This is a genomic window from Pseudomonas sp. BF-RE-22 (assembly GCF_019956155.1).
Taxonomy (GTDB): Bacteria; Pseudomonadota; Gammaproteobacteria; order Pseudomonadales; family Pseudomonadaceae; genus Aquipseudomonas; species Aquipseudomonas migulae.
This window is the reverse complement of record NZ_JAHBDD010000032.1, coordinates 17,354-42,528: the sequence shown is the minus strand read 5'-3', so window position 1 is coordinate 42,528 and position 25,175 is coordinate 17,354. Positions and strand designations below refer to the sequence as shown.

Genomic DNA, 25,175 nt, shown 5'->3' with positions numbered 1-25,175 from the left:
GACTTATAGCCTAGTCAACCGATGGCGCCAAACCAGCGCTGCTCTGGTGACAAAAAGTGTCAGATAGTGCGGATCCTGAGGGCAGGACAAGGCCTTGCGTCGTTCTCGCGCCCCGCTAACAGGGGGCAACGGGCTTGGCATGGGCTGTGCTGAGACTGGTTCAGATCATGAGATTTCGACTCATGCATGGAGCTTGTCTATGAGTGCTCAGAAAGGTTTTACGCTTATCGAATTGTTGATCGTGGTGGCGATCATCGGGATTCTGGCGACGTTTGCGTTGCCGGCTTATTCGAAGTATCAGGCTCGGGCGAAAGTGACGGCGGGGTTGGCGGAAATTTCAGCATTGAAGGTTTCGTTTGAAGACCTGATGAATGCCGGCACTGCAGAACCCACCACACTGACGGGCGCCGGCACAACGACGCAGAACTGTGCAATTGCTGTCACCGGCACGGTTGCCTCAGGCGCTGGCACCATTGTCTGCACCCTGCAGAAAGCACCGGCCCCTGTGGCAGGTAAAACCATCACGCTGACTCGCAGCGCCACTGCAGGCTGGTCATGCGCGACCGGCGTGACTGCCGATTACGCACCGCCTGGTTGCACAGCCTCGGCAACTTAATGCTGAAAACGGCTAGATAGAAGAATGCCCCATCGTCGGATGGGGCATTTTTTTGGGGGGAAAACTCCAAGCTCGCTGCGCTTCTTGGTGAGATTTGGAAAACCTCACAAATTCATGGCCTTAGGCCCACGTTAAAACCTGCAACTTGCATGTAGAGAATGTCGAAGTCATGCAATTTGCATGATTCCGAAAATCAGTCGATTTTTTAAGTTGTTGATTTATAAGGGGTTAGTAACTGTTTCAAAGTTGGCACAGCGTTCGCACTATACCCAGTAACCCTGCTGACAAGACACGCAGCAGACTTTATGAAAAAACAGGAGTTACTCGTATGAAGAAGTTCGCTATCGCTGCCGCTACTGCTACCGCGCTGACCCTGACCATGGCCAACGTTGCATTCGCTCAAACCCAGGCTACCCAAGCCCCAATGGTGCTGGCTGCCGGTGAAGTGACCAAGGCTAAAGAAGCCACTTCCGATACCTGGATCACCACCAAAGTCAAAGCTGACCTGGTGACCGAAAAAGGCATTCCTGGTACCGATATCAAAGTCGAAACCAACAAAGGTGTTGTATCCCTGTCGTCCACCGTCGCGGTGACTGACGCTCAGAAAGCCACCGCCGTGGCCATCGCCAAGAAAATCAAAGGCGTCCAGGCGGTCTCCGCTGACGGCCTGAAAGCCGAGTAAGGCAAGACTTCTCGCCTGAACGGGAGAAGACGCGGTAGACGAGCCGAGTCATGCGTCTGCCGCAACTTGAGAGTTCATGCGACGGCCACAAGGAAGTGGCCATTACAGGCCCCTGACATTCGTGTCCGGGGCCTGTTCTATTCTGGGCCACCACAAAACCCATGTGGGAGCGAGCCTGCTCGCGATGAGGCCATAACATTCAACATCTTTGCTGACTGTTACACCGCTATCGCGAGCAGGCTCGCTCCCACATGGGTTATAGGGTGTATTCAGTTACCGCGTTTGCTGGTGATCTGCTTCAAGCGATTGCCTTCAAACCGCAGGTATTGATACATCCCGCCGTTGGGCCCGTAGGTCCATTCCTCGACCTGGAATTCTTCCCGACGGTTGGCGCTGCGCTTGTAGCCCAACAGGTCTCGACTGACCGGCTCTCCACACTTCTGCAGGACTTCGCTGGACCGGTCGCCGACGCTGACCAACTGACTGCCGCAGCGCAGGGTATCGGCGGCCGAGGCCTGACTGGCAGCCATTGCCAGTGTCAGGCTGATCAGCAACCGACTGATCATCACTCGGCATCCAGGTGCAACGGCGTTACTACCCGACCGTCACTTTCTGCTTCGCCGAGGCTGGCATCGATGAAGTACACGCGGTCATCGGCCAACTGCCCCTTGTCGACCAGATAATCCTTGATGCTGCTGGCGCGATCCTGGCCCAGCTGACGCAAGAGCACGTCGCTGGTGCTCCAGAACTTGATCACGTCTGCGCGCATTTTGGCGGTGCGTTCTTCCTTGCCCAAGTCCTTCCATTCGGCGGGTGGCTGGGTTTTCAGGCGGGTGCGGTAGATGCCTTCCAGCAGCGGGCCTTTCTCGCCGTCCGGTACTTGCAGCAACGAGGCCTGCGCCGGCACCTTGTCGCCGCGACGCTGGAGCATTTTGTAGTAGTTGTACTGGTATTCCCGTTCCAGGCGTTGCTCGGCGATCAGCGGGCCATCGCTGCTGGCGGCAGCGGTGCCTTCGATCTCCAGGCGCAGGGCCGGGCGTTCCTTGAGCGCATTGGACAGTTTGACCAGCGAACCCTCGGCGTCCTTGCTCAGATCGCTCGAGCCCGGCGCGAACGACACCGTTCCCAGGTCTTCCGAACCACCACTGACCAGCCCGCCAATCATTTTGAACGGTGCGGCGGCGGCTTTGACGATCAGGTTGCGCAGGGTCTGCCAGACAATCGGCATGACGCTGAACTGCGGATTGTTGAGGTCGCCGCTCACTGGCAGCTCGATGGAAATCTTGCCGTCGACGTCCTTGAGCAGGGCAATCGCCAGTTTCAGCGGCAGGCTGACAGCGTCGGGGCTGTCGACCTTTTCACCCAGTTGCAATTGCTCGACCACCACTTTGTTTTCAGCCTTGAGCTGGCCTTTGGTAATCAGGTAATGCAGGTCGAGGTTGAGTCGGCCCTTGCGGATACGGTAGCCGGCGAACTTGCCGGAGTAGGGCGTCAGCGTGGTCAGTTCCACCCGTTTGAAACTGGTGGCGATGTCGAGGCTGGCCATCGGGTCGAACGGGTTGACCGAACCTTTGATGGTCACCGGCGCGTAACGATCGACCTTGCCCTTGATGTCGACGGTCGCCGGTTTCGCCTGACGGCTGTCGATGGTGCCAATCTGGCCGTTGAGCTGTTGCACGGCGGTGGCGAAGTTCGGGGTCAGGCTGAAGTCGGCGAAGTTGGCCGAACCGTCATTGATGGCAATGCCGCCAATGTGGATACCCAGCGGCTTGTCCTTGCTGACGGGTTTGGCCGCAGCGGTTTTGGCGCCGGAATCGGGCGGTTGCGGGATCAGCAGGTCATCGATGTTGGTGGTGCGGTCATCGTTGATCATGAAGCGCACGTAGGGCTGGAACAGGTTGACCTTGTCGATGGACAGGCTGTCGCCGTGCTGATAATTCAGGCCTTCGACCACCACCTGCTGCCACTTGAGAAAGTCGCGGGTTTTCAGGGTGTCGAGGGTGTGCAGCTGATCGATCTGCGCCCGTCCTGTGACGCTGAGCGCCAACGGCTCGGTGCTTTTCAGGTTGACCGCCAGATCGCTGCCGAGCATACCGCTGCGCAGTTCAAGGCGAATGAACGGATTGATGTAGGACTGGGCGACCCGCAGGTCGATGTCCTTGGTCTGCACGTTCAATTTGGCGCTGACGGGAGCGAGATTGACCTCGCCCTCGGCGGTGATCTTGCCTTGCTTGCCCACGCCGGTGTCGAGCTTGAGGGTAAAAGGCGAGCCATTGAGGCTGTCGAAATTCTGCAGGTCCAGGTTCAGCGGGTTCAAATCCAGCGTCACGGCGGGTTGCGTTTTGCGGTCAGCCAGGTGCACCTGGTAATTGCGCAACTGCACATCTTTCAACAGCACTTGCCAAGGTTTGCTCGGCGGCGTCGGTTCTGGCTTTGGCGAGTCGGCGGCCGCTGGCGTGCTGGCCGGTTCGGCTTTGGCCTTGGCGGCGGCCTTGGACGGTTGGCTGGCGAACAGCTTCTGCCAGTCGAGTTGCCCGTCGGCTTCCAGTGCCGCCCAGGTTTCCAGTTTGTTGCTGCGGATCTTGCCGACGACAACTTGCTGCTTGGCCAGGTCGACCGTGGTTTCAGTTACGTCCAGGCGTTCGAGTTTCGCCAGTGGCCGCCCGTCCGGAGCCTTGATGGCGAAGGGCGCCACGCTCACTGCGACGTTGTTCAGCAGCAGCTCGGTTTCCTTGGACAGGTTGAGTTTGTAGTCGGTGCTCAGGTTCAGCACGCCGTTTTCCAGCACCAGCGGCAGCGCGTCACGCACATAGGGCCAAAAGGTTTTCATCTGCCCGTCGGTGATTTTCAGCTTACCTTCGGAGGCGATCGGGATGAGGCTGAAGTTACCGGTCCAGTCGATCTGCCCACCGTTCGGGCCGATGGCCACAAGGGTCATGTCGGCATTGTCATCGGGCAGAGTGCTGAGGTTGTTCAGCTCGAAATCGAGTTTGTCGTAGAGGAACTCGATGGCTTCGCTGGGACGGTCATCCTTGAAGTGCACGGCACCGCCGACCAGTTTGATCCGCTCTACGCGCAACGGAAACGGTTTGGCGTCCGGGTCGGCCGGCGTCGGCTCGCTCGCCGGCAGTTTGAACAGACCAAGCAAGTTGAGTTTGCCGTCCTTGCCGAAAAGGATTTCGGTCTTCGGCTTGTCCAGTTCGATATCGGACAGGTGCAGCGCCTTGGTCCAGAGGCTGTCGATCTGCAGGTTGGCGTAAAGCCGTTCGAAACCGACCTGTTCCTTGCCCGGTTCGCCGATGATCAGGCCCCACAGGGTGACTTCAAGGCTGAACGGGTTGAGTTCGATTCGCTGAATCGTGGCGGGCGTCGTCGCGTAGTTGGCCAGTTGCTGGTTGGCCACCCGCAATGCGATGCCCGGTAAAATCAGAAACCCCAGCAGGCTGTAGAGGGCCAGAGCAGTCAACAAGGCGCCGATAGCGCGGATCAATCCTTTGGGCATGTGCGGCTTCATCTGTCTGAATCGGAGTGCCTTGGAGTATGGCACGCCAATCCGGTTCCGAAGTAATCGCTCAGCTCAGGATTTTTCAGATTTATCTCACGTGATTCAGAGCTGCAGGATCAGTGTTTTCAGCGGCGGTTGTTGATCCATGGACGGGAAATCGGCGCCCGGTTTCATCACCGTCCACTCGCGCACCGGGCGGCCGGCCTTCTCGGCGCAGCGCAAAACCTGTTCGCGCCAGTCGTCCATGCTGACTTTTGCCAGGTTGTTGCAGCAGATCAGCACGCCATTGTCGGCGGTGGTCAGCAGCGCGGGCTTGAGCAGGCTCTGGTAGTCGCGCAGCAGGTCGACGGTGCCGAAAGCGCTCTTGGCCCAGGCCGGTGGGTCCAGCAAAACCAGATCGTATTGACGTTGTTCCAGGCGTTGATAGCTCGGCAGTTTCTGCCCGCGACGCTGGCTGATGGGCAGGCCGGCGAGTTGGCGAATGGCCGGGAAATAATCGGACTGGATGAATTGCATGGTCGGCAACTGTGGATTGAGCAGACCGTTTTCGCGGCCGACCGCCAGGTTGCCCTCGGCGAAGTCCAGGTTGCACACCTCGCTCGCGCCACCGGCCGCAGCGCTCAGGCCGACGCCGCAGGTGTAGGCAAACAGGTTCAGCACGCTTTTGTGCTTGCTGTGATCCTTGACCCAGCCACGGGTGTTGCGCAGGTCGAGAAACAGCAGCGGATCCTGGCCGGCGTGGCGGCCGCGAACCCGGTAATTCAGGCCCCATTCGTGACCGACCAAGTCTTGCAGGGCGGCTTCGTCGGCACGGTAGACCGTGTCTTCACGGTCTATGCGCGAGTTGCCCCGGGAGCGGTCGTTGTAGACCAGCAGGGTATCGAGGCCCAGATGTTGGTTGATCGTTTCATGCACTTGCAGCAGGGCGTCGCGCTCCAGCGCCTGATGAAAGCTCTGCACCAACAACTGTGGGCCGTAGCGGTCGATGGTCAGGCCGCCGGCGCCTTCCTGGCTGCCGTGGAACAGGCGATAGCAATCGGTGCCTTGCTGATGCAGTTCGGCAAGCAGGTCCTGGCGATGTTCGAGGGCGGCGCACAGCGCCTGATTCAAGGAAGACATGCTGGGCGCCTTGCAGGGGAGGGAATTTGGCGCGGGAGTTTAACAGCTTGAGCGGAACCTGTAGGAGCGAGGCTTGCCCGCGAAGAACGATAACGCGGTGCGTCAGACTAACCGCAGTGTATTCTTCGCGGGCAAGCCTCGCTCCTACAAGGGGATTAGGTCGGCAGTCCCATCCGTCGCTTCGCCCTATGCACCGAGCCGTTACGCACGGCCCAGCGCAGCATCGGTGCGCTGCGGTTGACGCTGGCGCGGATCAGTTTGCGTTGCAGGGCACTTTGGCGCACGCCGAGCATGTCGCTGGCCCAATCCGGCAGCAGATCAATGCCTGCCTGCATCATCAACCCACCGAACGGCTTGGCCAGACGGCTCGGGGAGGGTGCGTTCAACAACAGTCGCAACACTTCGCGACTGCGTTCGTCGCACAGCAATTGCGGACGAATGCGCTCAAGGTATTCGGCCGTTTCCTGTCGCGAACGCGGTACGTCACGTGCGCCCAGGCGCTCGGCGACCAAGGCGATTTCATCGTAGTAACGGTCCTGATCGGCCAGCGAAAGGTGTGGGTTGCGATAACGCAAATGCGCCGCGAGGAAGTTGCTGACTTCGGCCACGTGCACCCAGGTCAACAAGTCGGGATCACTGGCGGCGTAAGGCCGGCCATCCGGCGCGGTGCCGGTCACTTGCAGGTGGATGGTGCGGACTTTCTCGATCAGCCAGTCGGCATCTTTGCGCGAGCCGAAGGTGGTGCCGGAAATGAACTGCCCGGTGCGGCGAAGGCGACCGAGCATGTCCTCGCGAAAATTCGAATGGTCCCAGACCCCGGCCAGCGCCAAGGGGTGCAGGGCTTGCAGCATCAACGCGCTGATGCCGCCGATGAGCATGCTGCTGAAGTCGCCGTGGACTTGCCAACTGACCGAATCAGGGCCGAACAGGCCGGGATCACCCTTGGGGTTTTCCAGGTCGAGCTTGCCGAGGGACAGGCCGGTGAGGCTCATGACCTGGGTTTCGATGCGGCTGCGGATGAATTCCATGGCGACTCATTGCTGAAAAAAAGGGGAGCGCCAATCTTCCCCTGTAGGAGCCGGCTTGCTGCGGGCGGCGTTCCGACGATAGCGGTGTGTCATTCAACATTTTTGTCGATTGATACGCCGCAATCGTCGGAACGCCGCCCGCAGCAAGCCGGCTCCTACAAGGGCAAGGCGTGCACACGTTATTGGTTCAAGCGTTTATCCACCAGATCCTGAACCACGCTAGGGTCGGCCAACGTCGAGGTGTCGCCCAGGCTGTCCAGCTCATTACAGGCGATCTTGCGCAGAATCCGTCGCATGATCTTGCCCGAACGGGTTTTCGGCAAGGCCGGGGCCCACTGGATCAGGTCCGGCTTGGCAAAGCTGCCGATTTCCTTGCTGACGTGGGCCAGCAGTTCCTTCTTCAGTTCATCGGTGGGATCGGTGCCGTTCATGGGCGTGACAAAGGCATAGATGCCTTGGCCTTTGACGTCGTGAGGGTAACCGACCACCGCTGCTTCGGCGATGCTGTCGTGCAGCACCAGGGCGCTTTCCACTTCGGCGGTGCCGATGCGGTGGCCGGAAACGTTGATCACATCGTCAATGCGCCCGGTGATCCAGTAGTCGCCGTCCTCGTCGCGCCGCGCGCCGTCGCCGGTGAAATAGTAGCCGGGATACGGTTTGAAATAGGTGTCGACCATCCGTTGCGGATCGCCGTAGACACTGCGGATCTGCGCCGGCCAGCTGGATTTGATCGCCAGCACGCCGCTGCCGGCGCCTTTGATTTCCTTGCCCACTTCGTCGAGCAACACCGGCTGCACACCGAACATCGGTTGCGTGGCGCAGCCGGGTTTGATCCGCTGCGCGCTCACCAGCGGGCTGAGCATGATGCCGCCGGTTTCGGTCTGCCACCAGGTGTCAACGATCGGGCAACGCTGTTCGCCGACGACGTTGAAATACCAATCCCACGCTTCCGGGTTGATCGGCTCACCGACGCTGCCGAGTAATCTGAGGCTCGCGCGGGACGTTTCCTTCAGCGGTTCGGGGCCTTCGCGCATCAGCGAGCGCAGGGCGGTGGGGGCGGTGTAGAAGATGTTCACGTGGTGCTTGTCGATCACCTGCCAGAAGCGCGAGCTGCTCGGGTAGCTCGGCACACCCTCGAAGATCAGCGTGGTCGCGCCGTTGGCCAGCGGGCCGTAGACGATGTAACTGTGGCCGGTGACCCAGCCGACATCGGCGGTGCACCAGAAGACTTCGTTGTCGCGGTAGTCGAGCACGTATTTGAAGGTCATCGCTGCTTGCAACAGGTAACCGCCGGTGGTGTGCAACACGCCTTTGGGTTTGCCGGTGCTGCCGGAGGTGTAGAGGATGAACAGCGGGTCTTCGGCGTCCATGGGTTCCGGCGGGCAATTGTCGTCGACGTCGCGCAGGGCCTGGTGATACCAGAGGTCGCGGCCTTCGACCCAGTCGACATCGCCCTGGGTGCGCTCGACCACGATCACGGTGCTGACGTTCGGGCAACTTTTCAGCGCCTGGTCGACTTTCTGCTTGAGCTGTACGAATTTGCCACCGCGCACGCCTTCATCGGCGGTGATCACTGTGCGGCAGTCGGCATCGAGAATACGGTCGCGCACCGAGTCCGGAGAGAAACCGCCAAACACCACCGAATGCACCGCACCGATTCGTGTGCAGGCGAGCATGGCGTAGGCGGCTTCGGGGATCATCGGCATGTAAATGCATACGCGGTCGCCTTTCTTCACGCCACGGCTTTTGAGCACATTGGCCAGGCGGCAGACGTTGTGATGCAGTTTTTTGTAAGTGATCTGGGCCGATTCGGCGGGGTCATCGCCTTCCCAGAGGATTGCGATCTGATCGCCGCGTTTTTCCAGGTGGCGGTCGATGCAGTTGTAGCTGACGTTTAATTTTCCGCCGGCAAACCAGCTGGCTTCGCCGGTTTTCAGGTCATAGCGCTGGACGGTTTTCCACGGTGTGCTCCAGTCGAGGAAGCGTGTGGCCTGTTCAGCCCAGAATTCACTGGGGTGCTCGATGGATTGACGGTACAGGCGCTTGTAGTCGTCTTGACTGAGGTGTGCGGCCCGGCGGACGGCATCGGCTTTGGGGAACGTGCTGATATCGAACATGACGGTTCCTTCTTCTTGTTTTTGCGACAAGAGGGGAGCTACGCGACCCTCGTAGGAGCCGGCTTGCTGGCGATAGCGGCGTATCAGTCGACAAAAATGTTGAATGACACACCGCTATCGCCAGCAAGCCGGCTCCTACAAGGTTAGTACCGTCTGTAGGAGTGGCGTCAGATTAACCGCGGTGACGACCGCGGAAATAGTTGATCAGCCCTTGGGTGGAAGCATCGTCAGCCGGGGTTTCTTCGCTGCCGACCAGACGGTTGTAGACGCCTTTGCCCAGCTCTTTGCCCAGCTCCACGCCCCACTGGTCGAAGGCGTTGATGCCCCAGATCACGCTTTGCACGAAGACTTTGTGTTCGTACATCGCCACCAGTGCGCCGAGACGACGCGGGCTGATGCGTTCGACCACCAGGGTGTTGCTCGGACGGTTGCCCGGGATCACCTTGTGCGGTGCGAGCTTCTGCACGTCGGCTTCGGCCATGCCTTTGTCACGCAGCTCGGATTCGGCCTCGGCGCGGGTCTTGCCGAGCATCAGTGCCTGGCTTTGCGACAAGCAGTTGGCGTACAGCCACTGGTGGTGATCGGACACCGGGTTGAAGCTGACGATCGGCACAATGAAGTCGGCCGGGATCAATTGGGTGCCTTGGTGCAGCAACTGGTGATACGCGTGCTGACCGTTGCAGCCCACGCCACCCCAGATCACCGGACCGGTATCAGTGGACACCGGTGTGCCGTCCTGGCGCACGCTCTTGCCGTTGGATTCCATGTCCAGCTGTTGCAAGTGTTTGGTGATGTTGCGCAGGTAGTGGTCGTACGGCAGGATCGCGTGGCTTTGCGCGCCCCAGAAGTTGCCGTACCAGACACCGAGCAACGCCAGCAGCACCGGCATGTTCTGTTCGAATGGCGCGCTTTGGAAATGCTGGTCCATGGTGTAGGCACCGGACAGCAGTTCCTTGAAGTTCGACATGCCGATGGCCAGGGCAATCGGCAAACCGATGGCCGACCACAGCGAATAACGGCCGCCAACCCAATCCCACATCGGGAAGATGTTTTCTTCGCGGATACCGAACGCCACGGCGGCGGCATTGTTGCTCGAGACCGCGATGAAGTGACGATACAGCTCGGCTTCCGAACCACCCTGAGCCAGGTACCAGGCGCGAGCGGCCTGGGCGTTTTTCAGGGTTTCGAGGGTGTTGAAAGACTTCGACGAAACGATAAACAGCGTGGTCTCGGCGCGCAGCTTCATGGTCAGTTCATGAAGCTCGGTGCCGTCGATGTTCGCCAGGTAATGGCAGCGCACGCCTTTCTGGGCGTAGGACAGCAGGGCTTCGGATACCAGCTCTGGGCCGAGGAACGAGCCACCGATGCCGATGTTCACCACGTCGGTGATCGGCTTCTCGGTGTAACCGCGCCACAGACCGTCGTGGATACGGCCCACGAGGTCGGTGATCTTGTTCAAGACCTTGTGTACTTCGGGCATCACGTTGACGCCGTTGACCGACAGCTTCTCGCCCACTGGGCGGCGCAGCGCGGTGTGCAGGGCCGGGCGTCCTTCGGAAGAGTTGACGATTTCGCCTTCGAACAGCGCCTTGATCGCGCCTTTGAGGTCAACTTCATTGGCCAGGCCCACCAGCAGATTGCGGGTCTCGGCGTTGATCAGGTTCTTCGAGTAGTCGAGAAACAGGCCGCAGCTGCTGAGGGTGAATTGGGTAAAGCGCTGCGGATCGGCATTGAAGGCTTCGCGCATGCTGAAATCCTGCATGGCTTGGCGGTGGTCATTCAGCGCCTGCCAGGCGGGCAGAGCGGTCACGTCTTGAGGAGTGCGGTAGTACGCCATCGCTGCGGGTTTCCTTTTTACTTGAACGGCCTTTTGAACACTAAAAATCCCGGAGCGCCGTGGGTGGGCGTCCGGTCAACTGCGTCGACACGATTTCATGGCACAGGGCGAATACAGTAAACCTCGCGCTGCGATCTGTCTTGACTTTGTCTGACCCGTTCCCGGTACTTTTTTGTACATGAAGCAGGGAACGGTCCGACAAACGGAAGAGAAGGTTCGGTCAGGCGACCTGAACCGGAATGGCATTGCTGGTGTGGCTCAGCTCGTTACCCGGTGCCATGTAGAGCATGCGCGGCTTGAAGTTGAGCAGCTCGGCTTCGCTGTAGTGAGCGTAAGCACAGATGATCACACGGTCACCGACCTTGGCCTTGTGGGCGGCGGCGCCATTGACCGAGATCATGCGCGAGCCTTCTTCGCCACGAATGGCGTAGGTGGTGAAGCGTTCGCCGTTGTCGACGTTGTAGATCTGGATCTGTTCGTATTCGCGGATGCCGGACAAGTCCAGCCATTCGCCGTCGATGGCGCAAGAACCTTCGTAATCGAGTACTGCGTGGGTGACTTCGGCGCGATGCAGCTTGGCCTTGAGCATGATGGCGTGCATGAGTGTTTTCCCAGGTCGGAATCGAACGGCGGGCAGTTTGCCCGAAGCGATTGTGGGCAGCAATACAGCGGCGAGGCAACGCAACTCCCTGTAGGAGCGAAGCTTGCTCGCGAAGGCGCCGTGTCAGTCGATGCAGATGTCGAATGACGCGATGCTTTCGCGAGCAAGCTTCGCTCCTACAGAGGGGTTGTGGTGTTCAGACGGGTGCGTCGAGGTTCAGGTGCAGGTTGTCGATCAACCGCGTGGTGCCGAGGAACGCTGCCACCAGAATCACCAGGTCCCGATCTTCCGCCGTCGCCGGGCGCAAGGTCAGCGCATGGCGGATTTCCAGGTATTCGGTACGCAAACCCGCAGCTTCAAGCTGTTTGGTCTGTGCGGCGATCAACGCCGGATAATCGCGCTCACCCTGTTTAATGGCATCAGCAATCGAGGTCAGCGTGCGATACACAACCGGCGCCACGGCCCGCTGTTCTTCACTGAGAAAGCCGTTGCGCGATGACAATGCCAGCCCATCGGCCGCACGGACCGTCGGCTCGCCGATGATCTGGATCGGCATGTTCAGGTCATGCACCAGCGCGCGAATCACGGCCAGTTGCTGGAAATCTTTCTGGCCAAAGATCGCCAGGTCCGGCTGAACCATGTTGAACAGTTTGCTGACCACCGTCGCCACGCCTTCGAAATGCCCCGGACGGCTGGCGCCGCACAGGCCTTCGGACAGTTGTGGAACGCTGACGCGGGTCTGGCCGGTCATGCCGTCGGGGTACATTTCTTCTACGGCGGGTGCGAACAACAAGTGGCAACCGGCCTCGAGCAGTTGTTCCTGATCCGCTGCCAGGGTGCGCGGGTACTTGTCGAGGTCTTCGCCGGCGCCGAATTGCAGCGGGTTGACGAAAATACTCGCGACCACGAAGTCCGCCCGCTGGGAGGCCTTGGTAATCAGCGCGATATGACCGCTGTGCAGGTTGCCCATGGTCGGTACGAAGGCGATGCGCTTGCCTTCACTGCGGGCGCGGGCCACGGCGGCCCGCAATTCGCGTACGGTTTTTACGGTGTTCATGCAGAGAATCCGTGTTCGATACCAGGGAAAGTCGCCGCTTTGACTTCAGTGACATAAGCGCTCAGGGCCGCGTGAATGCTGGTTTGGCCGTTCATGAAGTTCTTCACGAACTTTGGCACTCGGCCAGTGATCGACAGGCCAAGCATGTCGTGCAGCACCAGGACCTGGCCGTCGGTACCGCTGCCGGCACCGATGCCGATCACCGGAATCCCCACTGCCTGGGTAATTTCCTGAGCCAGTTCACTCGGCACGCATTCGAGCAGCAGCATGGCGGCACCGGCCTGTTCCAGGGCGATGGCGTCGGCGCGCATCTGCCGTGCCTGGTTCTCGCTACGGCCCTGGACTTTGTAACCGCCCAGAATGTTCACCGATTGCGGCGTCAGGCCCATGTGCGCGCACACCGGGATGCCGCGCTCGGCCAGCAGACGGATCGAGTCCGCGAGCCACAGCGCACCTTCGACCTTGACCATGTGTGCACCGGCCTGCATTAACTGGGCGCTGTTGGTCATGGTTTGTTCGATAGTGGCGTAGGCCATGAAGGGCAGGTCGGCGAGGATAAACGCGTCGGTGTTACCGCGTTTGACGGCGGCGACGTGGTAAGCCATCTCGGCGGTGGTCACCGGCAGGGTGCTGTCGTGACCTTGCAGAACCATGCCGAGGGAGTCGCCCACCAGCAGCACTTCGACGCCGGCTTCATTGCAGGCGTGGGCGAAGGTCGCGTCATAGCAGGTCAGCATGGTGATTTTTTCACCTTTTTGCTTGAGACCTTGCAGAGTGGTCAGGGTGATGGCTGGCATGAAAAGTTCCTCATTCAGGCGCTGTGGAAACTACTGCGAGTAACGCGCGTGATTCTTCGTTAAATACAGGCGCACGGTCTGTTGTCGTGCTTTTAAGGCCTGGATTGCGCCCTTTAACGCCGTGTTGGCGGCAGCGGGACGCCTATAGTCGTGAGGAGAACTCGGGAAGTCAATTGCGTGTGTTACCGCATTGTTACGCGTGGGGTGTTACCGAAGTAACTGATGCGATTCAGCAGCCGCAATCTAGCGGGGCATTAGATTTTGTAGGAGCGAAGCTTGCTCGCGAAAGCGGTGTGACATTCAATATTTATGTCGACTGTCACACCGCTTTCGCGAGCAAGCTTCGCTCCTACAGGGGGATGGCGGAGGTCAGGGCAAGCGTTCCAACCCGACGAACGGGCAGGCCTGAAGCAGTTCGGCCAAGGTACGGCCATCGGCCAACCGCAAATCCACTGGCGCCAACTCGGCCAACGGGTACAGAACGAACGCGCGTTCCTGCATATGGTAGTGAGGTACCTTGAGGCGTGGCTCGTCGATCAGCCGATCACCGAACAGCACGATGTCGAGATCAAGCGTGCGTGGTCCCCAGCGCTCAAGACGTTCGCGGCCCTGTCCGTTCTCGATGGCTTGCAGCGCATCGAGCAGCTCCAGCGGGGCAAGCGTGCTGTCGAGGGCGGCCACCGCGTTGGTGTAACGCGGTTGGCCAGGCAGCAGCGAGTCGCTCTGATAAAACCCGGAAACCCCGACCAGTTCGGTCTGCGGCAACCGCGCCAGCGCTTCGACGGCGCTGCGCAATTGTTCGGCGGGGTCAGCCAGGTTGCTGCCCATGCCGATGTAGATGCGTTCCATGCTTACTCGCCCGTGGTGCTCGGTGCGCCGGCTGCACGTTTGCGCTTGGCACCGCCGCTGCGGCGACGTTTGCGTGGCGCGCCAGTGCCGTCTTCCTTGCCGCTGAGGTCGCGGATCATGTCACGACGTTCGCTGTCGTTGGCGTCCTGATAATCCGTCCACCATTCGCCCAGGCCATCGGTCTGTTCGCCAGCGCTTTCGCGCAGCAGCAAAAAGTCGTAACCGGCGCGGAAGCGCGGGTTGTCCAGCAACAGGTCGGCGCGTTTGCCGCTGCGGCGCGGCAGGCGTTCCTGCATGTCCCAGATCTCGCGGATCGGCATGGTGAAGCGTTTTGGAATCGCGATCCGCTGGCACTGTTCGGCAATCAGCTCGTGCGCCGCTTCCTGCATCGCCGGAATCGGCGGCATGCCACGTTCCTGCAAGCGCAGCACGCGGGCGGGCAGGGCAGGCCACAACAGGGCTGCAAACAGGAATGCCGGGGTCACCGGTTTGTTCTGCTTGATGCGCAGGTCGGTGTTGATCAGCGCTTCGCTGATCAGGGTGTGGGTGTACGTCGGGTTGTATTCCAGCGCCTCGGCACTGGCCGGGAACAGCGGATCGAACAGCTGCAGGTCGACCAGCATCTCGAAGGTGTCCGCGGCGTGGCCGGAGAGGAACAGCTTGAGCACTTCTTCGAACAGACGGGCCGACGGGATCTCGCGCAGCATCGGTGCCAGGTCGCGGATCGGCAGGGCGCTGTGTTTTTCGATGCCGAAATTCAGCTTGGCGGCGAAACGCACGGCGCGCAGCATCCGCACCGGGTCTTCCTGGTAGCGTTGTTTCGGATCGCCGATCAGGCGGATCAGGTGGTTGCGGATGTCGTGTACGCCGTTGGCGTAGTCGAGGATGCGCTCGCTGACCGGATCGTAATACAGGGCGTTGATGGTGAAGTCGCGGCGTTGCGCGTCTTCTTCCAGCGTGCCGTAGACGTTATCGCGCAGAATGCGCCCGCTCTCGTTGCGGGAAGACTGGTTGCTGTCTTCCTCTTCATCGTTTTGCGGGTGATTGGCGCGGAAGGTCGCGACTTCAATGATTTCGCGGCCAAAGTGGATGTGCACCAGTTTGAAGCGGCGGCCGATGATCCGCGCATTGCGGAATTCGGCGCGCACCTGTTCAGGGGTGGCACTGGTGGCGACGTCAAAGTCTTTCGGTGTGATGCCGAGCATCATGTCACGCACACAACCGCCGACCAGGTAAGCCTGGTAACCGGCGTTCTGCAGGCGTTCGACGATATTCACCGCGTAACGGCTGAATTGTGCCTTTTGCAGCGAGTGTTGGCCGCTGTTAAGCACTTCAGGCGTGCTGCGGATGTGTTGCGTATGACGCTTGGGAGAACGGAATGACTGGAACAGCTTCTTCAGCATGGGATGCACTGTTTGAAGGAATGTTCGGCCAAAACGAAGAATGACCGCATGATGGGCGGGGATTCTAGCATTTAGTCGGGGGATGGTGTAGGAAGCTGCGCAAGCGCTTGAAGGGCGTGTCTGGCACGGGCGTAAACGCCAGAAACTACAAGGGGAGCCGAAGCTCCCCAAGAAGTAGTTGCATGTTCTATTTTTGTTATTGGTTTCGGGCTTCTTGTTTTTGTTGAGTGCCCGCGTCATGAAGTTTTCCTTCATGACCCTCCCAATCGGGAGCCAAGAGCAAACGGATTGCTTTGGTCGCTGTGCTGCAGTGATCTTGCGATCCAACCAGTTCAGGCTCTGTCTCAAGACAGTTTTTTGTTGTTCTCGGCCTGGTCGTGGGGCAAGCCCCAAATACAACGCCTCTCCAAAAGAATCAGTTAGCTACGCCTCATGCCGTCTTGTTTTTATTGTGCGTGAGTCGATACGTCTTATTTTTATTGTCTTGTACATTGCTTGTTATTGTTCTTGTACCAAACATATAGCAGGGTGCGTGCCAACTTTTGCGAAGCCTAGCAAAACAAGGGGTTACGTCACTTGATGGGCTTTTTCGAGGCCAAAAAAAACCGGGGCTTCGTTACCGTAAGCCCCGGTTTCTGTTACGTGAAAAAACTGGGGTAACAGTTTCTTCACACAATCATGTGTTACCCGCTCAGCTCTCGCTGGCCACCCCGGTCTTGCGCCGCGGAATGCCCAGGCGTTGGCGGCGTTCCCACAGGCATTTACGGCTGACGCCCAGTTTGCGTGCCAGCTCGGTTTCGGTCATGTGGTCCTGATGTTCGAGGACGAAGTGCTGGAAGTAGTCTTCCAGTGACAGGTCTTCGGTCGGCTCATGATTGTTGTTGCCGGCGCCGTTGCCCTGTTGCGGAGGCAGGCCGATGAACTCGTCGTCTTCCAGGTCGCTCAGCTCGATGTCGATGCCCAGCAGCTCGGCGGAAATTTCCGGGCTCTCGCACAGGATGACCGCGCGTTCGACCGCGTTTTCCAGTTCGCGCACGTTGCCCGGCCAGGAGTAATGACGAATTGCCTGCTCGGCGTCTGCGGCGAACTTCAGATCGGTGCGGTTGACCCGCGCGCTCTGCCGCGCCAGGAAGGCATTGGCGATTTCGTTGACGTCGGCACCGCGCTCACGCAGGGCCGGCAGTTTCAGGGCGATCACGTGGAGGCGGTAATACAAGTCTTCACGGAACTGGCCGATCTTCGCGAGGCTCTTGAGGTCCCGGTGAGTCGCGGCGATCAAGCGCACATCGACTTTCTGTGACTGGACCGAACCGACCCGGCGAATTTCGCCTTCCTGCAACACGCGCAGCAAGCGGGCCTGGGCTTCCAGTGGCAGTTCGCCGATTTCGTCGAGGAACAAGGTGCCGCCATCAGCCGCTTCCACCAGGCCTGCACGCCCGGCGCTGGCACCGGTGAACGCGCCTTTTTCGTGGCCGAACAGTTCGGACTCGATCAGGCTTTCCGGAATCGCCGCGCAGTTCACCGAAATCATCGGTGCCTTGGCGCGCCTGGACAGGTTGTGCAGGGCGCGGGCCACCAGTTCTTTACCGGTGCCGGACTCGCCCTGGATCAGGACATTGGAGTCGGTCGGCGCGACTTTGCGGATCTTGCTGTACAGATCCTGCATCGGCGGGCACGAACCGATGATGCCGATTTCGCCGTTGCTGTTGTCGACACCCGGTTTCGCCGCGCCATTGCCGGCTTTGCCGACGGCAGGTTCACCGCTGGCCTGTACCGATTGCCGGTCACGCAGGATGCGTGCGACGGCCTGGAGCATTTCGTCGTGGTCGAAAGGCTTGGCGATGTAATCCACCGCGCCCATCTTCATGGAGTCGACCGCCGAACGCAGGCTGGCGTAGCTGGTCATGATCAGCACCGGCGTGCCCTGGCCGAGTTTGATCAACTCGGTGCCCGGCGCGCCAGGCAAACGCAGGTCGCTGACGATCAGGTCGAACGTGGGAATGGTGAAGCGTTCTTGTGCTTCCTGCACTGAACCGGCTTCGCTGACCTGGTACTGGTTACGTTCCAGCAGGCGGCGCAAGGCGGAGCGGATAATTGTTTCGTCTTCGACGATCAAAATGTGCGGCATTGATTCGATACTCTCGACGGTCTCAGTTCACAGCGGACGTCGCTTCGACATGACGCGGCAAGGTCACCCGGATACGGGTGCCGCGTTGGCTTTGAACATCAGCCGGGCTGTCGATGGTGATTTGTCCATAATGCTCTTCAACGATGGAATAGACCAGTGCAAGGCCCAGACCGGTGCCTTCGCCAGGATCCTTGGTGGTGAAGAAAGGTTCGAACAATCTATCCATGATGCTCGATGGAATACCGCTGCCTTCGTCTTCCACGATCAGGTCGACCGTGTGTTCGCCGGCTTCGCTTTTTACCCGCACCGCGCTGCCGGGAGGCGAGGCGTCACGGGCGTTTGAGAGCAGGTTGATCAGTACCTGGGCGAGTCGCTGCGGATCGCCTTCGACCCAGTGATCGGGGTCGCACAGGTTGTAGAACTGCACTTCGAAATTGCGTCGGTTCAGGGCCAGCAAGCCAATGGCGTCCTGGGCCACTTCGGCCAGACAGACGGGCTCGTCGTTGTGCTGATGACTGCCCGCGTGGGCGAAACTCATCAGCGACTGGACGATGCGCGATACGCGTTTGGTCTGTTCCAGAATCTGCCCGCTGATTTCCTTCAGCTCGCCATCGTCTTCGCGTTCTTCGCGCAGGTTCTGCGCCAGGCAAGCGATGCCGGTGATCGGGTTGCCGATTTCATGGGCTACGCCCGCAGCGAGGCGGCCGATACTGGCCAGGCGCTCGGAGTGCACCAGTTTGTCTTCGAGCATCTGCGTTTCGGTGAGGTCTTCCACCAGCAACACCAAACCACTGTTACCCGGCGCGAGCGGTTCATCGATCGCCGCTTTGTGCAGGTTCAGCCAGCGGGTCTGGCCATCAAGGGCCAGATGTTGCTTGTGCAAATGCTCGTCCGGCAGATTGATGAAGCCTTGCAGCAGCTCTTTCCACGGATCGGCGATGGTGCTCAGGCGCGAACCGACCACGCGCTGCGCGGCGATTCCGGTCAGCTCCTCCATGGCTTTGTTCCACATGAGGATTTCCTGATCCTTGGCCAGCGAGCAAACGCCCATCGGCAATTCCTGCAGGGTCTGGCGGTGGTAGCGGCGCAGGGCATCGAGTTCAGCAGCCAGACCGGTCAGGCGCGAGTGGTAATCCTCGAGGCGGCTTTCGATGAAGTGAATGTCTTCGGTGACGTAGTTTTCGCCGCCGGCCTTATAAGGCAGGAAGGTCTCGACCATGTCCTGCGCCACGCTCGGCCCCATCAGGCCGGAGAGGTTGGCTTCGATCCGGTCGCGCAAGCGGCGCAAGGCGTAAGGGCGGCGCTCGTCGAACGGCAGGTAGAGATCGCGCAGCGCTTGTTCGACTTCTTTCTGCGCAGCCTTGGCGCCCAAGGGTTTGGCCAGTTGCGTGGCGAACTCCTGAGGCGAGGCGGCGTGCAATTCCCGACGTTGCGGGCGACGCACGTTGTCCACGGCGCAGGCTTCGGCGGCGCTGGCTTCTTCGGGGCTGGCGTTGGTGAACAGCGAAATCAGGGTGAACATCAGTACGTTGGCGGCCAACGAGGCGATTGCGGCCATGTGCCAACTGGTGTCGTCCAGCACGTAGATCATGTTCAGCAACGGAATGTAGAAGCCTTGCAGGTTGCCGACCAGCGGCAACAGCATGGTCACCAGCCACACCAGAATCCCTGCCAGCAAACCGGCGATGAAGCCACGGCGGTTGGCGGTCGGCCAGTACAGGACGGACAGCACGCCCGGCAGGAACTGCAACGTCGCCACAAACGCGACGATGCCGAGGTTGGCCAGGTCCTGCTCTGCGCCCAGCAGCAGATAGAAACCGTAACCGGCCATGATGATCGCGACGATCAGCGCCCGACGTGTCCACTTCAACCAGCGGTAGATGTTGCCTTCGGCCGGTGGCTGATAGAGCGGCAGCACCAGGTGGTTCAGCGCCATCCCGGACAGGGCCAGGGTGGTGACGATGATCAGCCCGCTGGCGGCCGATAGCCCGCCGACATATGCCAGCAGCGCCAAGGCTTTGCTGTTGGCGGCGATACCGATGCCCAGCGTGAAGTATTCAGGATTGGTCGTGGCCCCCAGTTTCAGGCCGGCCCAGAGAATCAGCGGCACCGCCAGGCTCATCAACAGCAGGAACAACGGCAAACCCCAGCTCGCGCTGACCAGCGAGCGCGGGTTGAGGTTTTCGGTAAAGGTCATGTGGTACATGTGCGGCATCACAATCGCCGAGGCGAAGAACACCAGCAACAGCGTGCGCCACGGGCCTTCCTGCAATGGCGTGTGCAACGCGGCGAGGGCGGTCTGGTTTTGCAGCAGCCACAGTTCCAGTTGTTGCGGGCCGTCGAACACGCCGTACAGCGCATACAAACCAACGCCGCCAATGGCGATCAGCTTGATCACCGACTCGAAGGCAATGGCAAACACCAGGCCTTCGTGTTTCTCGCGGGTGGCGATGTGGCGCGAGCCGAAGAAAATCGTGAACAGCGTAATCAGCGCGCAAAAGCTCAGGGCCACGCGATGCTGCACCGGTTCGCGGGTGAGGATGCCGATGGAGTCCGCCACGGCCTGAATCTGCAAGGCCAGCAACGGCAGCACGCCGATCAGCATGAAGATCGTGGTCAGTGCGCCGGCCCAGGTGCTGCGAAAGCGGAACGCGAACAGGTCGGCCAGCGACGACAGTTGATATGTGCGAGTGATCTTCAGGATCGGATACAGCAACACCGGCGCCAGCAGAAATGCCCCGGAAACCCCAAGGTAGCTGGAGAGAAAGCCGTAGCCGTACTGATAGGCCAGGCCCACCGTGCCGTAAAACGCCCAGGCACTGGCGTAAACGCCCAGCGACAGGGTGTAAGTCAGGGGGTGGCGAATGATCGCCCGGGGGATCATGCCCCGTTCGCTGATCCAGGCGACGCCGAACAGCACTGCCAGGTACGCGGCGCTGATCAGGATCATCTGGGTCAGGCTAAAGCTCATCGGCATCTTTTTGGCTCTGCAGGATGAAGGTCACGACGATCAGAATCAGCCAGAGCAGATACGGGCGATACCAGGCGCCAGTGGCGTCGATCCACCAATCCATGATGGCCGGGGAAAACAGGTAAATCCCCACTACCAGGAGCAGGACCAAGCGATAGATGTACATCCCGGCCTCTCTTTTTTATGCGCGTGCCCGAAAACGTGCGGCGATGGTAACGGATGGGCGCGCCACTGCAAGTCTGATCACTGTAGTTGCGCTTCGGGCAGGTTGAGTGTGCGCGGGATCTTCAGCGCGTCCCAGTGGGCAATGCCCCAGTTCAGCACTTCCCGTGGTGTGGCGTACGCCAGTTCTGTGCCGGGATTTTGCCCGAGTGCGCGCAATGCGCGCAGCAACAACGGTGTTGCCTGGTCTTCGGTCAGCGGCGGCGAACGGTAGGACTTGCCGAGCTTGTTGCCGTCAGGCTGGGTAATCAACGGGATGTGCAGATAGCGCGGTTGCGAAAAACCCAGCAGTTCCTGCAGATAGAGCTGACGTGGCGTGGAGTCCAGCAGGTCGGCGCCACGGACGATGTCGGTGATGCCTTGCCAGGCATCATCGAGCACTACCGCCAGTTGATAGGCATAGAGCCCGTCGCGGCGGCGGATCACGAAATCACCGACGTCCCGCCCCAGGTGTTGGCGGTACTCGCCCTGCACGCGGTCGATGAAATGGTATTCCAGCTCAGGCACGCGCAAGCGAATGGCGGCATCTTCAGTGCCATGGCCCGCATTGCGACACAAACCCGGATAAATGCCGTGATACGGCTCCAGTTGTTTGCGCGAGCACGTGCAAGCGTAGGCCAGGCCGTGATTGAACAGGCGATTGAGCACTTCGGCGTAGGCGTCGTGCCGGTCGCTCTGTCGGACCATTTCGCCGTCCCACTCGAAACCGTAGCTTTCCAGCGCCTTGAGAATGGCCGCTTGGGCACCGGGTTCTTCCCGTGGCGGATCAAGGTCTTCCATGCGCATCAACCAGCGCCCGCCCACCGAGCGCGCGTCGAGGTACGAGGCCAGCGCTGCGACCAGCGAACCGAAATGCAGATGGCCGCTTGGCGTGGGGGCGAAGCGTCCGATATAGGCGGGGGCGATGGCGGTCATAAGGCGATTTCAGGCTGTCCAATCGTTTCGAGCATGGCTTGAAGCCGCCTTCGCGAGCAAGCTTCGCTCCTACAGGAGATTGCGCCGGCCTTTGTAGGAGCGAAGCTTGCTCGCGAAGGCGATTCCGAAGACGCAATACACATCAGCAAATATCAGAAACAAAAACGGAGCGTTCGCACGCTCCGTTCTTCGTTCAAGTCGCAATTACTTGCCGACTTGCTTTTCCTTGATTTCCGCCAGGGTCTTACAGTCAACGCACATGTCGGCGGTAGGGCGTGCTTCCAGTCGCTTGACGCCGATCTCGACGCCGCAGGACTCGCACCAGCCATATTCTTCGTCTTCGATCAATTGCAGCGTCTTGTCGATCTTCTTGATCAACTTGCGCTCGCGGTCACGGGCGCGCAATTCAAGGCTGAATTCTTCTTCCTGGCTGGCACGGTCTGCCGGGTCAGGGAAGTTGGCCGCCTCGTCTTTCATGTGATCAACCGTGCGGTCGACTTCCTGCATCAAGTCCTGTTTCCACTTGTTCAGGATCTTGGTGAAGTGAGCGCGCATGGGTTTGCCCATGTACTCCTCGCCCTTAACTTCTTTGTAGGGTTCGAAGCCGCTGATCGACTGATTTTGCTGCTTTGCTTGGGTGGGCATGAAATGGACCGCCTCTACTCTTGTAATCCATCTGCGCAGGATTGCTCCATCACCGACACCTGCCGGCCCTGCGGCTGCAAGCGGGCGAACTTACCAGATCAAATCGGGCCGCGCTACTCCCGGATGTCGAGGTAGTGGCCCGAAGGGCTTGCAAATGATTGCAAAGCCTTGACCGGTGGTGCTGGAGACCTGATCAATTAATGATTTTAGTCAAACCTTGCGCACTCGCATGGGTCGTTTGTGGCCAAGGTCTTAACGCGTCTGACCGCTTTAGGTTCTCGCTCGTTCCTGCGCTTGGGTAGAATCGGTTTTTTTACCCTGTTGAAGGAAGGCTAATGGCTCAGTCCTACAGTGCCCGCAGTCGCGCGATCGAACCGTTCCATGTCATGGCGCTGCTGGCGCGGGCCAATGAACTGCAAGCTGCCGGCCACGATGTGATCCACCTGGAAATCGGCGAACCGGATTTCACCACCGCCGAGCCGATCATCCAGGCCGGCCAGGCCGCGCTGACGGCGGGGAAAACCCGTTACACCGCCGCCCGTGGCATTCCCGAGCTGCGGGAGGCCATATCCAGCTTCTATCAGCAGCGTTACGGTTTGAACATCGATCCGCGGCGAATCCTCATCACCCCCGGCGGTTCCGGCGCGTTGCTGCTGGCCAGTGCGTTGCTGGTGGATCCGGGCAAACACTGGCTGCTGGCGGACCCGGGTTACCCCTGCAACCGGCATTTCCTGCGGTTGGTGGAAGGCGCGGCGCAGCTTGTTCCTGTCGGTCCGGAGGTGCGTTACCAACTGACACCGGACTTGATCGACCGTCATTGGGATCACGACAGCGTCGGCGCGCTGGTGGCGTCGCCGGCCAACCCGACCGGGACCCTCCTGACCCGCGATGAGCTGGCGGGCCTGTCGACCGCGATCAAGGCGCGGCATGGCCATCTGGTGGTGGACGAGATCTATCACGGCCTGACTTACGGCACCGATGCCACCAGCGTGCTGGAAGTCGATGACAGCGCCTTCGTGCTGAATAGTTTTTCAAAGTATTTCGGCATGACCGGCTGGCGACTCGGTTGGCTGGTGGCGCCGGAAGCGGCGGTCGGCGAACTGGAAAAACTCGCACAGAACCTCTACATCAGCGCCCCGAGCATGGCTCAACATGCCGCACTGGCCTGTTTCGAGCCTGCGACCATCGCCATTCTTGAAGAGCGTCGCGCCGAGTTTGGTCGGCGCCGGGATTTCCTGCTGCCTGCACTGCGAGAGTTGGGTTTCGGCATCGCCGTTGAGCCCGAAGGCGCGTTCTATTTGTATGCCGATATCAGCAAGTTCGGCGGCGATGCCTTCGCGTTCTGTCGGCATTTCCTTGAAACCGAACACGTGGCGATTACGCCGGGCCTCGACTTCGGGCGTTTTCAGGCCGGCCACCACGTGCGGTTTGCCTACACCCAAAGCCTTCCGCGTTTGCAGGAAGCGGTCGAACGCATCGCTCGCGGCTTGAAGAGCTGGCAAGGCTGATGCAGTTCAATCCTCCCCTCGAAGAAGGTCGACTGATCCGACGTTACAAGCGTTTTCTCGCCGATATCGAAACCGTTCACGGCGAGTTGCTGACCATTCACTGCCCGAACACCGGCTCGATGCTCAATTGTCAGGTGGAGGGCGGGCAGGTCTGGTTCAGTCGCTCCAATGATCCCAAGCGAAAATTACCCGGCACCTGGGAAATCGGCGAAACCCCTCAAGGACGGTTGTTCTGCGTGAACACCGGGCGAGCCAACGGTTTGATTGAGGAAGCACTGCGGGGCGGCGTCATTATTGAGCTCAACGGCTTCACTGAACTGAAACGCGAAGTGGCCTACGGGCAGGAGAACAGTCGCATCGACTTTCGCCTCGATTACCCAAGCGGGCCGGCGTATGTGGAAGTCAAAAGTGTCACGTTGGGCTTCGATGGCTCATCGGTGGCGGCGTTTCCCGATGCGGTCACCCAGCGTGGTGCCAAGCATTTGCGGGAACTGGCGCATCTGGCGCGGGACGGGATTCGCGCGGTGCAGTTGTATTGCGTGAACCTCACCGGCATCGATGCCGTGCGTCCTGCTGAGGAAATCGATTCGGCCTACGCGGCCGCTTTGCGAGAAGCGGTGGCGTGCGGTGTTGAAGTCCTGGCTTACGGCGTGCGGTTGACCCACGAGGAAATGCGGGTCGAGCGGCGTCTGGAGGTGTTGCTCAACGGTTAGAGGCTGACCCAGATTCCTTGAGCGTCTTCGCGACTTTCAACTGTGGTCAGGGATTGCCCGGCGCATGGGCCGGCGACGCACTCGCCGTCTTCGATCAGGAACAGTGCGCCGTGGGTGGCGCACTGGATCAGGCTGTTGCTGGGGTCGAGAAACCGATCGGGTGTCCATTCCAGCCCGACGCCACGGTGCGGGCAACGGTTGATATAGACATAGACCTGACCGTTCCGGCGTACGGCGAATAGCTTCTCGCCGTCGATTTCGAAACCGCGGCTGCTGGATTCGGCCAGCTCAGCGCCTGCGCAAAGAAACTTCATGTCTATCCTCAAGTGCGGCGGCTCGTGACTGGATATGTCCGAGCTTGACGTTCAAATGCAAACAATTATCAAATGGCCGCTTCGCCCGTCGGGTGCAGGTGCCGGATGCCGAGGATACTTGGCCTGTCACTTCAATGCCTGGGAAAAC

Annotated in this window: 21 protein-coding genes; 4 read left to right on the top strand and 17 right to left on the bottom strand. The window is 60.0% G+C overall.

What is annotated here, in order from left to right:
• The first annotated feature begins 199 nt into the window (after positions 1–199).
• Both KGA82_RS16655 and KGA82_RS16650 read left to right on the top strand, forming a co-directional pair.
• Positions 200–616 (top strand): pilin, encoded by a 417-nt coding sequence (locus KGA82_RS16655; RefSeq protein ID WP_008033203.1) that lies wholly within the window; start codon positions 200–202, stop codon positions 614–616.
• A gap of 328 nt (positions 617–944) precedes the next feature.
• Positions 945–1,298: a BON domain-containing protein gene (locus KGA82_RS16650; protein WP_008042835.1), complete on the top strand. Its 354-nt coding sequence runs from the start codon at positions 945–947 to the stop codon at positions 1,296–1,298.
• Between the two features lie 269 nt (positions 1,299–1,567).
• Here KGA82_RS16650 and KGA82_RS16645 read toward each other — a convergent pair whose 3' ends face one another.
• From KGA82_RS16645 to dksA, 16 genes are all read right to left on the bottom strand, one after another.
• Positions 1,568–1,864, bottom strand: a complete 297-nt coding sequence (locus KGA82_RS16645; protein ID WP_008033199.1) for a DUF2845 domain-containing protein — start codon at positions 1,862–1,864, stop codon at positions 1,568–1,570.
• Positions 1,864–4,812, bottom strand: a complete 2,949-nt coding sequence (locus tag KGA82_RS16640) for a DUF748 domain-containing protein (RefSeq protein WP_223451322.1) — start codon at positions 4,810–4,812, stop codon at positions 1,864–1,866. Before KGA82_RS16640 ends, KGA82_RS16645 begins: the two co-directional genes overlap by 1 nt.
• A 93-nt stretch (positions 4,813–4,905) precedes the next feature.
• On the bottom strand, positions 4,906–5,922 hold the full coding sequence (locus KGA82_RS16635; RefSeq protein WP_223451320.1) for a class I SAM-dependent rRNA methyltransferase: 1,017 nt from the start codon (positions 5,920–5,922) through the stop codon (positions 4,906–4,908).
• A 155-nt stretch (positions 5,923–6,077) separates the two neighbouring features.
• On the bottom strand, positions 6,078–6,950 hold the full coding sequence (locus KGA82_RS16630; protein WP_008042829.1) for an oxygenase MpaB family protein: 873 nt from the start codon (positions 6,948–6,950) through the stop codon (positions 6,078–6,080).
• 179 nt (positions 6,951–7,129) lie between these two features.
• The gene (gene acs / locus KGA82_RS16625; RefSeq protein WP_008033192.1) at positions 7,130–9,067 is read right to left on the bottom strand and encodes an acetate--CoA ligase; all 1,938 of its coding nucleotides are present in this window, start codon (positions 9,065–9,067) and stop codon (positions 7,130–7,132) included.
• Between the two features lie 172 nt (positions 9,068–9,239).
• The gene (gene pgi / locus KGA82_RS16620; RefSeq protein WP_008033191.1) at positions 9,240–10,904 is read right to left on the bottom strand and encodes a glucose-6-phosphate isomerase; all 1,665 of its coding nucleotides are present in this window, start codon (positions 10,902–10,904) and stop codon (positions 9,240–9,242) included.
• Between the two features lie 220 nt (positions 10,905–11,124).
• Positions 11,125–11,505 (bottom strand): aspartate 1-decarboxylase, encoded by a 381-nt coding sequence (gene panD, locus KGA82_RS16615; protein WP_003228271.1) that lies wholly within the window; start codon positions 11,503–11,505, stop codon positions 11,125–11,127.
• 196 nt (positions 11,506–11,701) lie between these two features.
• Complete coding sequence (panC, locus tag KGA82_RS16610; protein ID WP_223451318.1) at positions 11,702–12,562, bottom strand: pantoate--beta-alanine ligase; 861 nt, start codon at positions 12,560–12,562, stop codon at positions 11,702–11,704.
• Positions 12,559–13,359 (bottom strand): 3-methyl-2-oxobutanoate hydroxymethyltransferase, encoded by an 801-nt coding sequence (gene panB, locus KGA82_RS16605; RefSeq protein WP_008033189.1) that lies wholly within the window; start codon positions 13,357–13,359, stop codon positions 12,559–12,561. Before panB ends, panC begins: the two co-directional genes overlap by 4 nt.
• A 369-nt stretch (positions 13,360–13,728) precedes the next feature.
• A complete protein-coding gene (gene folK, locus KGA82_RS16600) occupies positions 13,729–14,208 on the bottom strand; it encodes a 2-amino-4-hydroxy-6-hydroxymethyldihydropteridine diphosphokinase (RefSeq protein WP_223416200.1) in 480 nt (159 codons plus the stop codon).
• Between the two features lie 2 nt (positions 14,209–14,210).
• Positions 14,211–15,611 (bottom strand): polynucleotide adenylyltransferase PcnB, encoded by a 1,401-nt coding sequence (locus KGA82_RS16595; RefSeq protein ID WP_008033187.1) that lies wholly within the window; start codon positions 15,609–15,611, stop codon positions 14,211–14,213.
• Positions 15,612–16,302: 691 nt separating this feature from the next.
• Positions 16,303–17,739 carry a sigma-54-dependent transcriptional regulator gene (locus KGA82_RS16590; RefSeq protein ID WP_008036379.1) on the bottom strand — a complete coding sequence of 479 codons (1,437 nt, stop codon included), beginning with the start codon at positions 17,737–17,739 and terminating at the stop codon, positions 16,303–16,305.
• 22 nt (positions 17,740–17,761) lie between these two features.
• The gene (locus KGA82_RS16585) at positions 17,762–20,716 is read right to left on the bottom strand and encodes a sensor histidine kinase (protein WP_008033180.1); all 2,955 of its coding nucleotides are present in this window, start codon (positions 20,714–20,716) and stop codon (positions 17,762–17,764) included.
• Entirely contained in the window at positions 20,700–20,876 is a 177-nt protein-coding gene (locus tag KGA82_RS16580; RefSeq protein ID WP_003176118.1) for a hypothetical protein, read from the bottom strand. Before KGA82_RS16580 ends, KGA82_RS16585 begins: the two co-directional genes overlap by 17 nt.
• Positions 20,877–20,953: 77 nt before the next feature.
• Entirely contained in the window at positions 20,954–21,847 is an 894-nt protein-coding gene (gene gluQRS / locus KGA82_RS16575) for a tRNA glutamyl-Q(34) synthetase GluQRS (RefSeq protein WP_008036380.1), read from the bottom strand.
• A gap of 204 nt (positions 21,848–22,051) precedes the next feature.
• Positions 22,052–22,492 carry an RNA polymerase-binding protein DksA gene (gene dksA / locus KGA82_RS16570; protein ID WP_007902025.1) on the bottom strand — a complete coding sequence of 147 codons (441 nt, stop codon included), beginning with the start codon at positions 22,490–22,492 and terminating at the stop codon, positions 22,052–22,054.
• Between the two features lie 335 nt (positions 22,493–22,827).
• Here dksA and KGA82_RS16565 point away from each other — a divergent pair, with 335 nt between their 5' ends.
• Positions 22,828–24,000, top strand: coding sequence for a pyridoxal phosphate-dependent aminotransferase (locus tag KGA82_RS16565; protein ID WP_192227982.1), 1,173 nt, complete (start codon positions 22,828–22,830; stop codon positions 23,998–24,000).
• The gene (sfsA, locus tag KGA82_RS16560; protein WP_223451314.1) at positions 24,000–24,713 is read left to right on the top strand and encodes a DNA/RNA nuclease SfsA; all 714 of its coding nucleotides are present in this window, start codon (positions 24,000–24,002) and stop codon (positions 24,711–24,713) included. Before KGA82_RS16565 ends, sfsA begins: the two co-directional genes overlap by 1 nt.
• Here the strand turns inward: sfsA and KGA82_RS16555 are convergent.
• Positions 24,710–25,027, bottom strand: coding sequence for a Rieske (2Fe-2S) protein (locus KGA82_RS16555; RefSeq protein ID WP_223451312.1), 318 nt, complete (start codon positions 25,025–25,027; stop codon positions 24,710–24,712). The genes sfsA and KGA82_RS16555 overlap by 4 nt on opposite strands.
• Between the last annotated feature and the right edge of the window lie 148 nt (positions 25,028–25,175).

Excerpts from the sequence above, each read along its gene's own strand:
- KGA82_RS16585 (WP_008033180.1), bottom strand. The coding sequence starts at position 20,716 with ATGCCGATGAGCTTTAGCCTGACCCAGATGATCCTGATCAGCGCCGCG.
- dksA (WP_007902025.1), bottom strand. The coding sequence starts at position 22,492 with ATGCCCACCCAAGCAAAGCAGCAAAATCAGTCGATCAGCGGCTTCGAA.
- KGA82_RS16640 (WP_223451322.1), bottom strand. The coding sequence starts at position 4,812 with ATGAAGCCGCACATGCCCAAAGGATTGATCCGCGCTATCGGCGCCTTG.
- KGA82_RS16595 (WP_008033187.1), bottom strand. The coding sequence starts at position 15,611 with ATGCTGAAGAAGCTGTTCCAGTCATTCCGTTCTCCCAAGCGTCATACG.
- KGA82_RS16630 (WP_008042829.1), bottom strand. The coding sequence starts at position 6,950 with ATGGAATTCATCCGCAGCCGCATCGAAACCCAGGTCATGAGCCTCACC.
- panD (WP_003228271.1), bottom strand. The coding sequence starts at position 11,505 with ATGCACGCCATCATGCTCAAGGCCAAGCTGCATCGCGCCGAAGTCACC.
- pgi (WP_008033191.1), bottom strand. The coding sequence starts at position 10,904 with ATGGCGTACTACCGCACTCCTCAAGACGTGACCGCTCTGCCCGCCTGG.
- KGA82_RS16650 (WP_008042835.1), top strand. The coding sequence starts at position 945 with ATGAAGAAGTTCGCTATCGCTGCCGCTACTGCTACCGCGCTGACCCTG.
- KGA82_RS16655 (WP_008033203.1), top strand. The coding sequence starts at position 200 with ATGAGTGCTCAGAAAGGTTTTACGCTTATCGAATTGTTGATCGTGGTG.
- KGA82_RS16635 (WP_223451320.1), bottom strand. The coding sequence starts at position 5,922 with ATGTCTTCCTTGAATCAGGCGCTGTGCGCCGCCCTCGAACATCGCCAG.
- KGA82_RS16555 (WP_223451312.1), bottom strand. The coding sequence starts at position 25,027 with ATGAAGTTTCTTTGCGCAGGCGCTGAGCTGGCCGAATCCAGCAGCCGC.
- panC (WP_223451318.1), bottom strand. The coding sequence starts at position 12,562 with ATGAACACCGTAAAAACCGTACGCGAATTGCGGGCCGCCGTGGCCCGC.
- KGA82_RS16565 (WP_192227982.1), top strand. The coding sequence starts at position 22,828 with ATGGCTCAGTCCTACAGTGCCCGCAGTCGCGCGATCGAACCGTTCCAT.
- KGA82_RS16590 (WP_008036379.1), bottom strand. The coding sequence starts at position 17,739 with ATGCCGCACATTTTGATCGTCGAAGACGAAACAATTATCCGCTCCGCC.
- panB (WP_008033189.1), bottom strand. The coding sequence starts at position 13,359 with ATGCCAGCCATCACCCTGACCACTCTGCAAGGTCTCAAGCAAAAAGGT.
- gluQRS (WP_008036380.1), bottom strand. The coding sequence starts at position 21,847 with ATGACCGCCATCGCCCCCGCCTATATCGGACGCTTCGCCCCCACGCCA.
- KGA82_RS16645 (WP_008033199.1), bottom strand. The coding sequence starts at position 1,864 with ATGATCAGTCGGTTGCTGATCAGCCTGACACTGGCAATGGCTGCCAGT.
- sfsA (WP_223451314.1), top strand. The coding sequence starts at position 24,000 with ATGCAGTTCAATCCTCCCCTCGAAGAAGGTCGACTGATCCGACGTTAC.
- acs (WP_008033192.1), bottom strand. The coding sequence starts at position 9,067 with ATGTTCGATATCAGCACGTTCCCCAAAGCCGATGCCGTCCGCCGGGCC.
- folK (WP_223416200.1), bottom strand. The coding sequence starts at position 14,208 with ATGGAACGCATCTACATCGGCATGGGCAGCAACCTGGCTGACCCCGCC.
- KGA82_RS16580 (WP_003176118.1), bottom strand. The coding sequence starts at position 20,876 with ATGTACATCTATCGCTTGGTCCTGCTCCTGGTAGTGGGGATTTACCTG.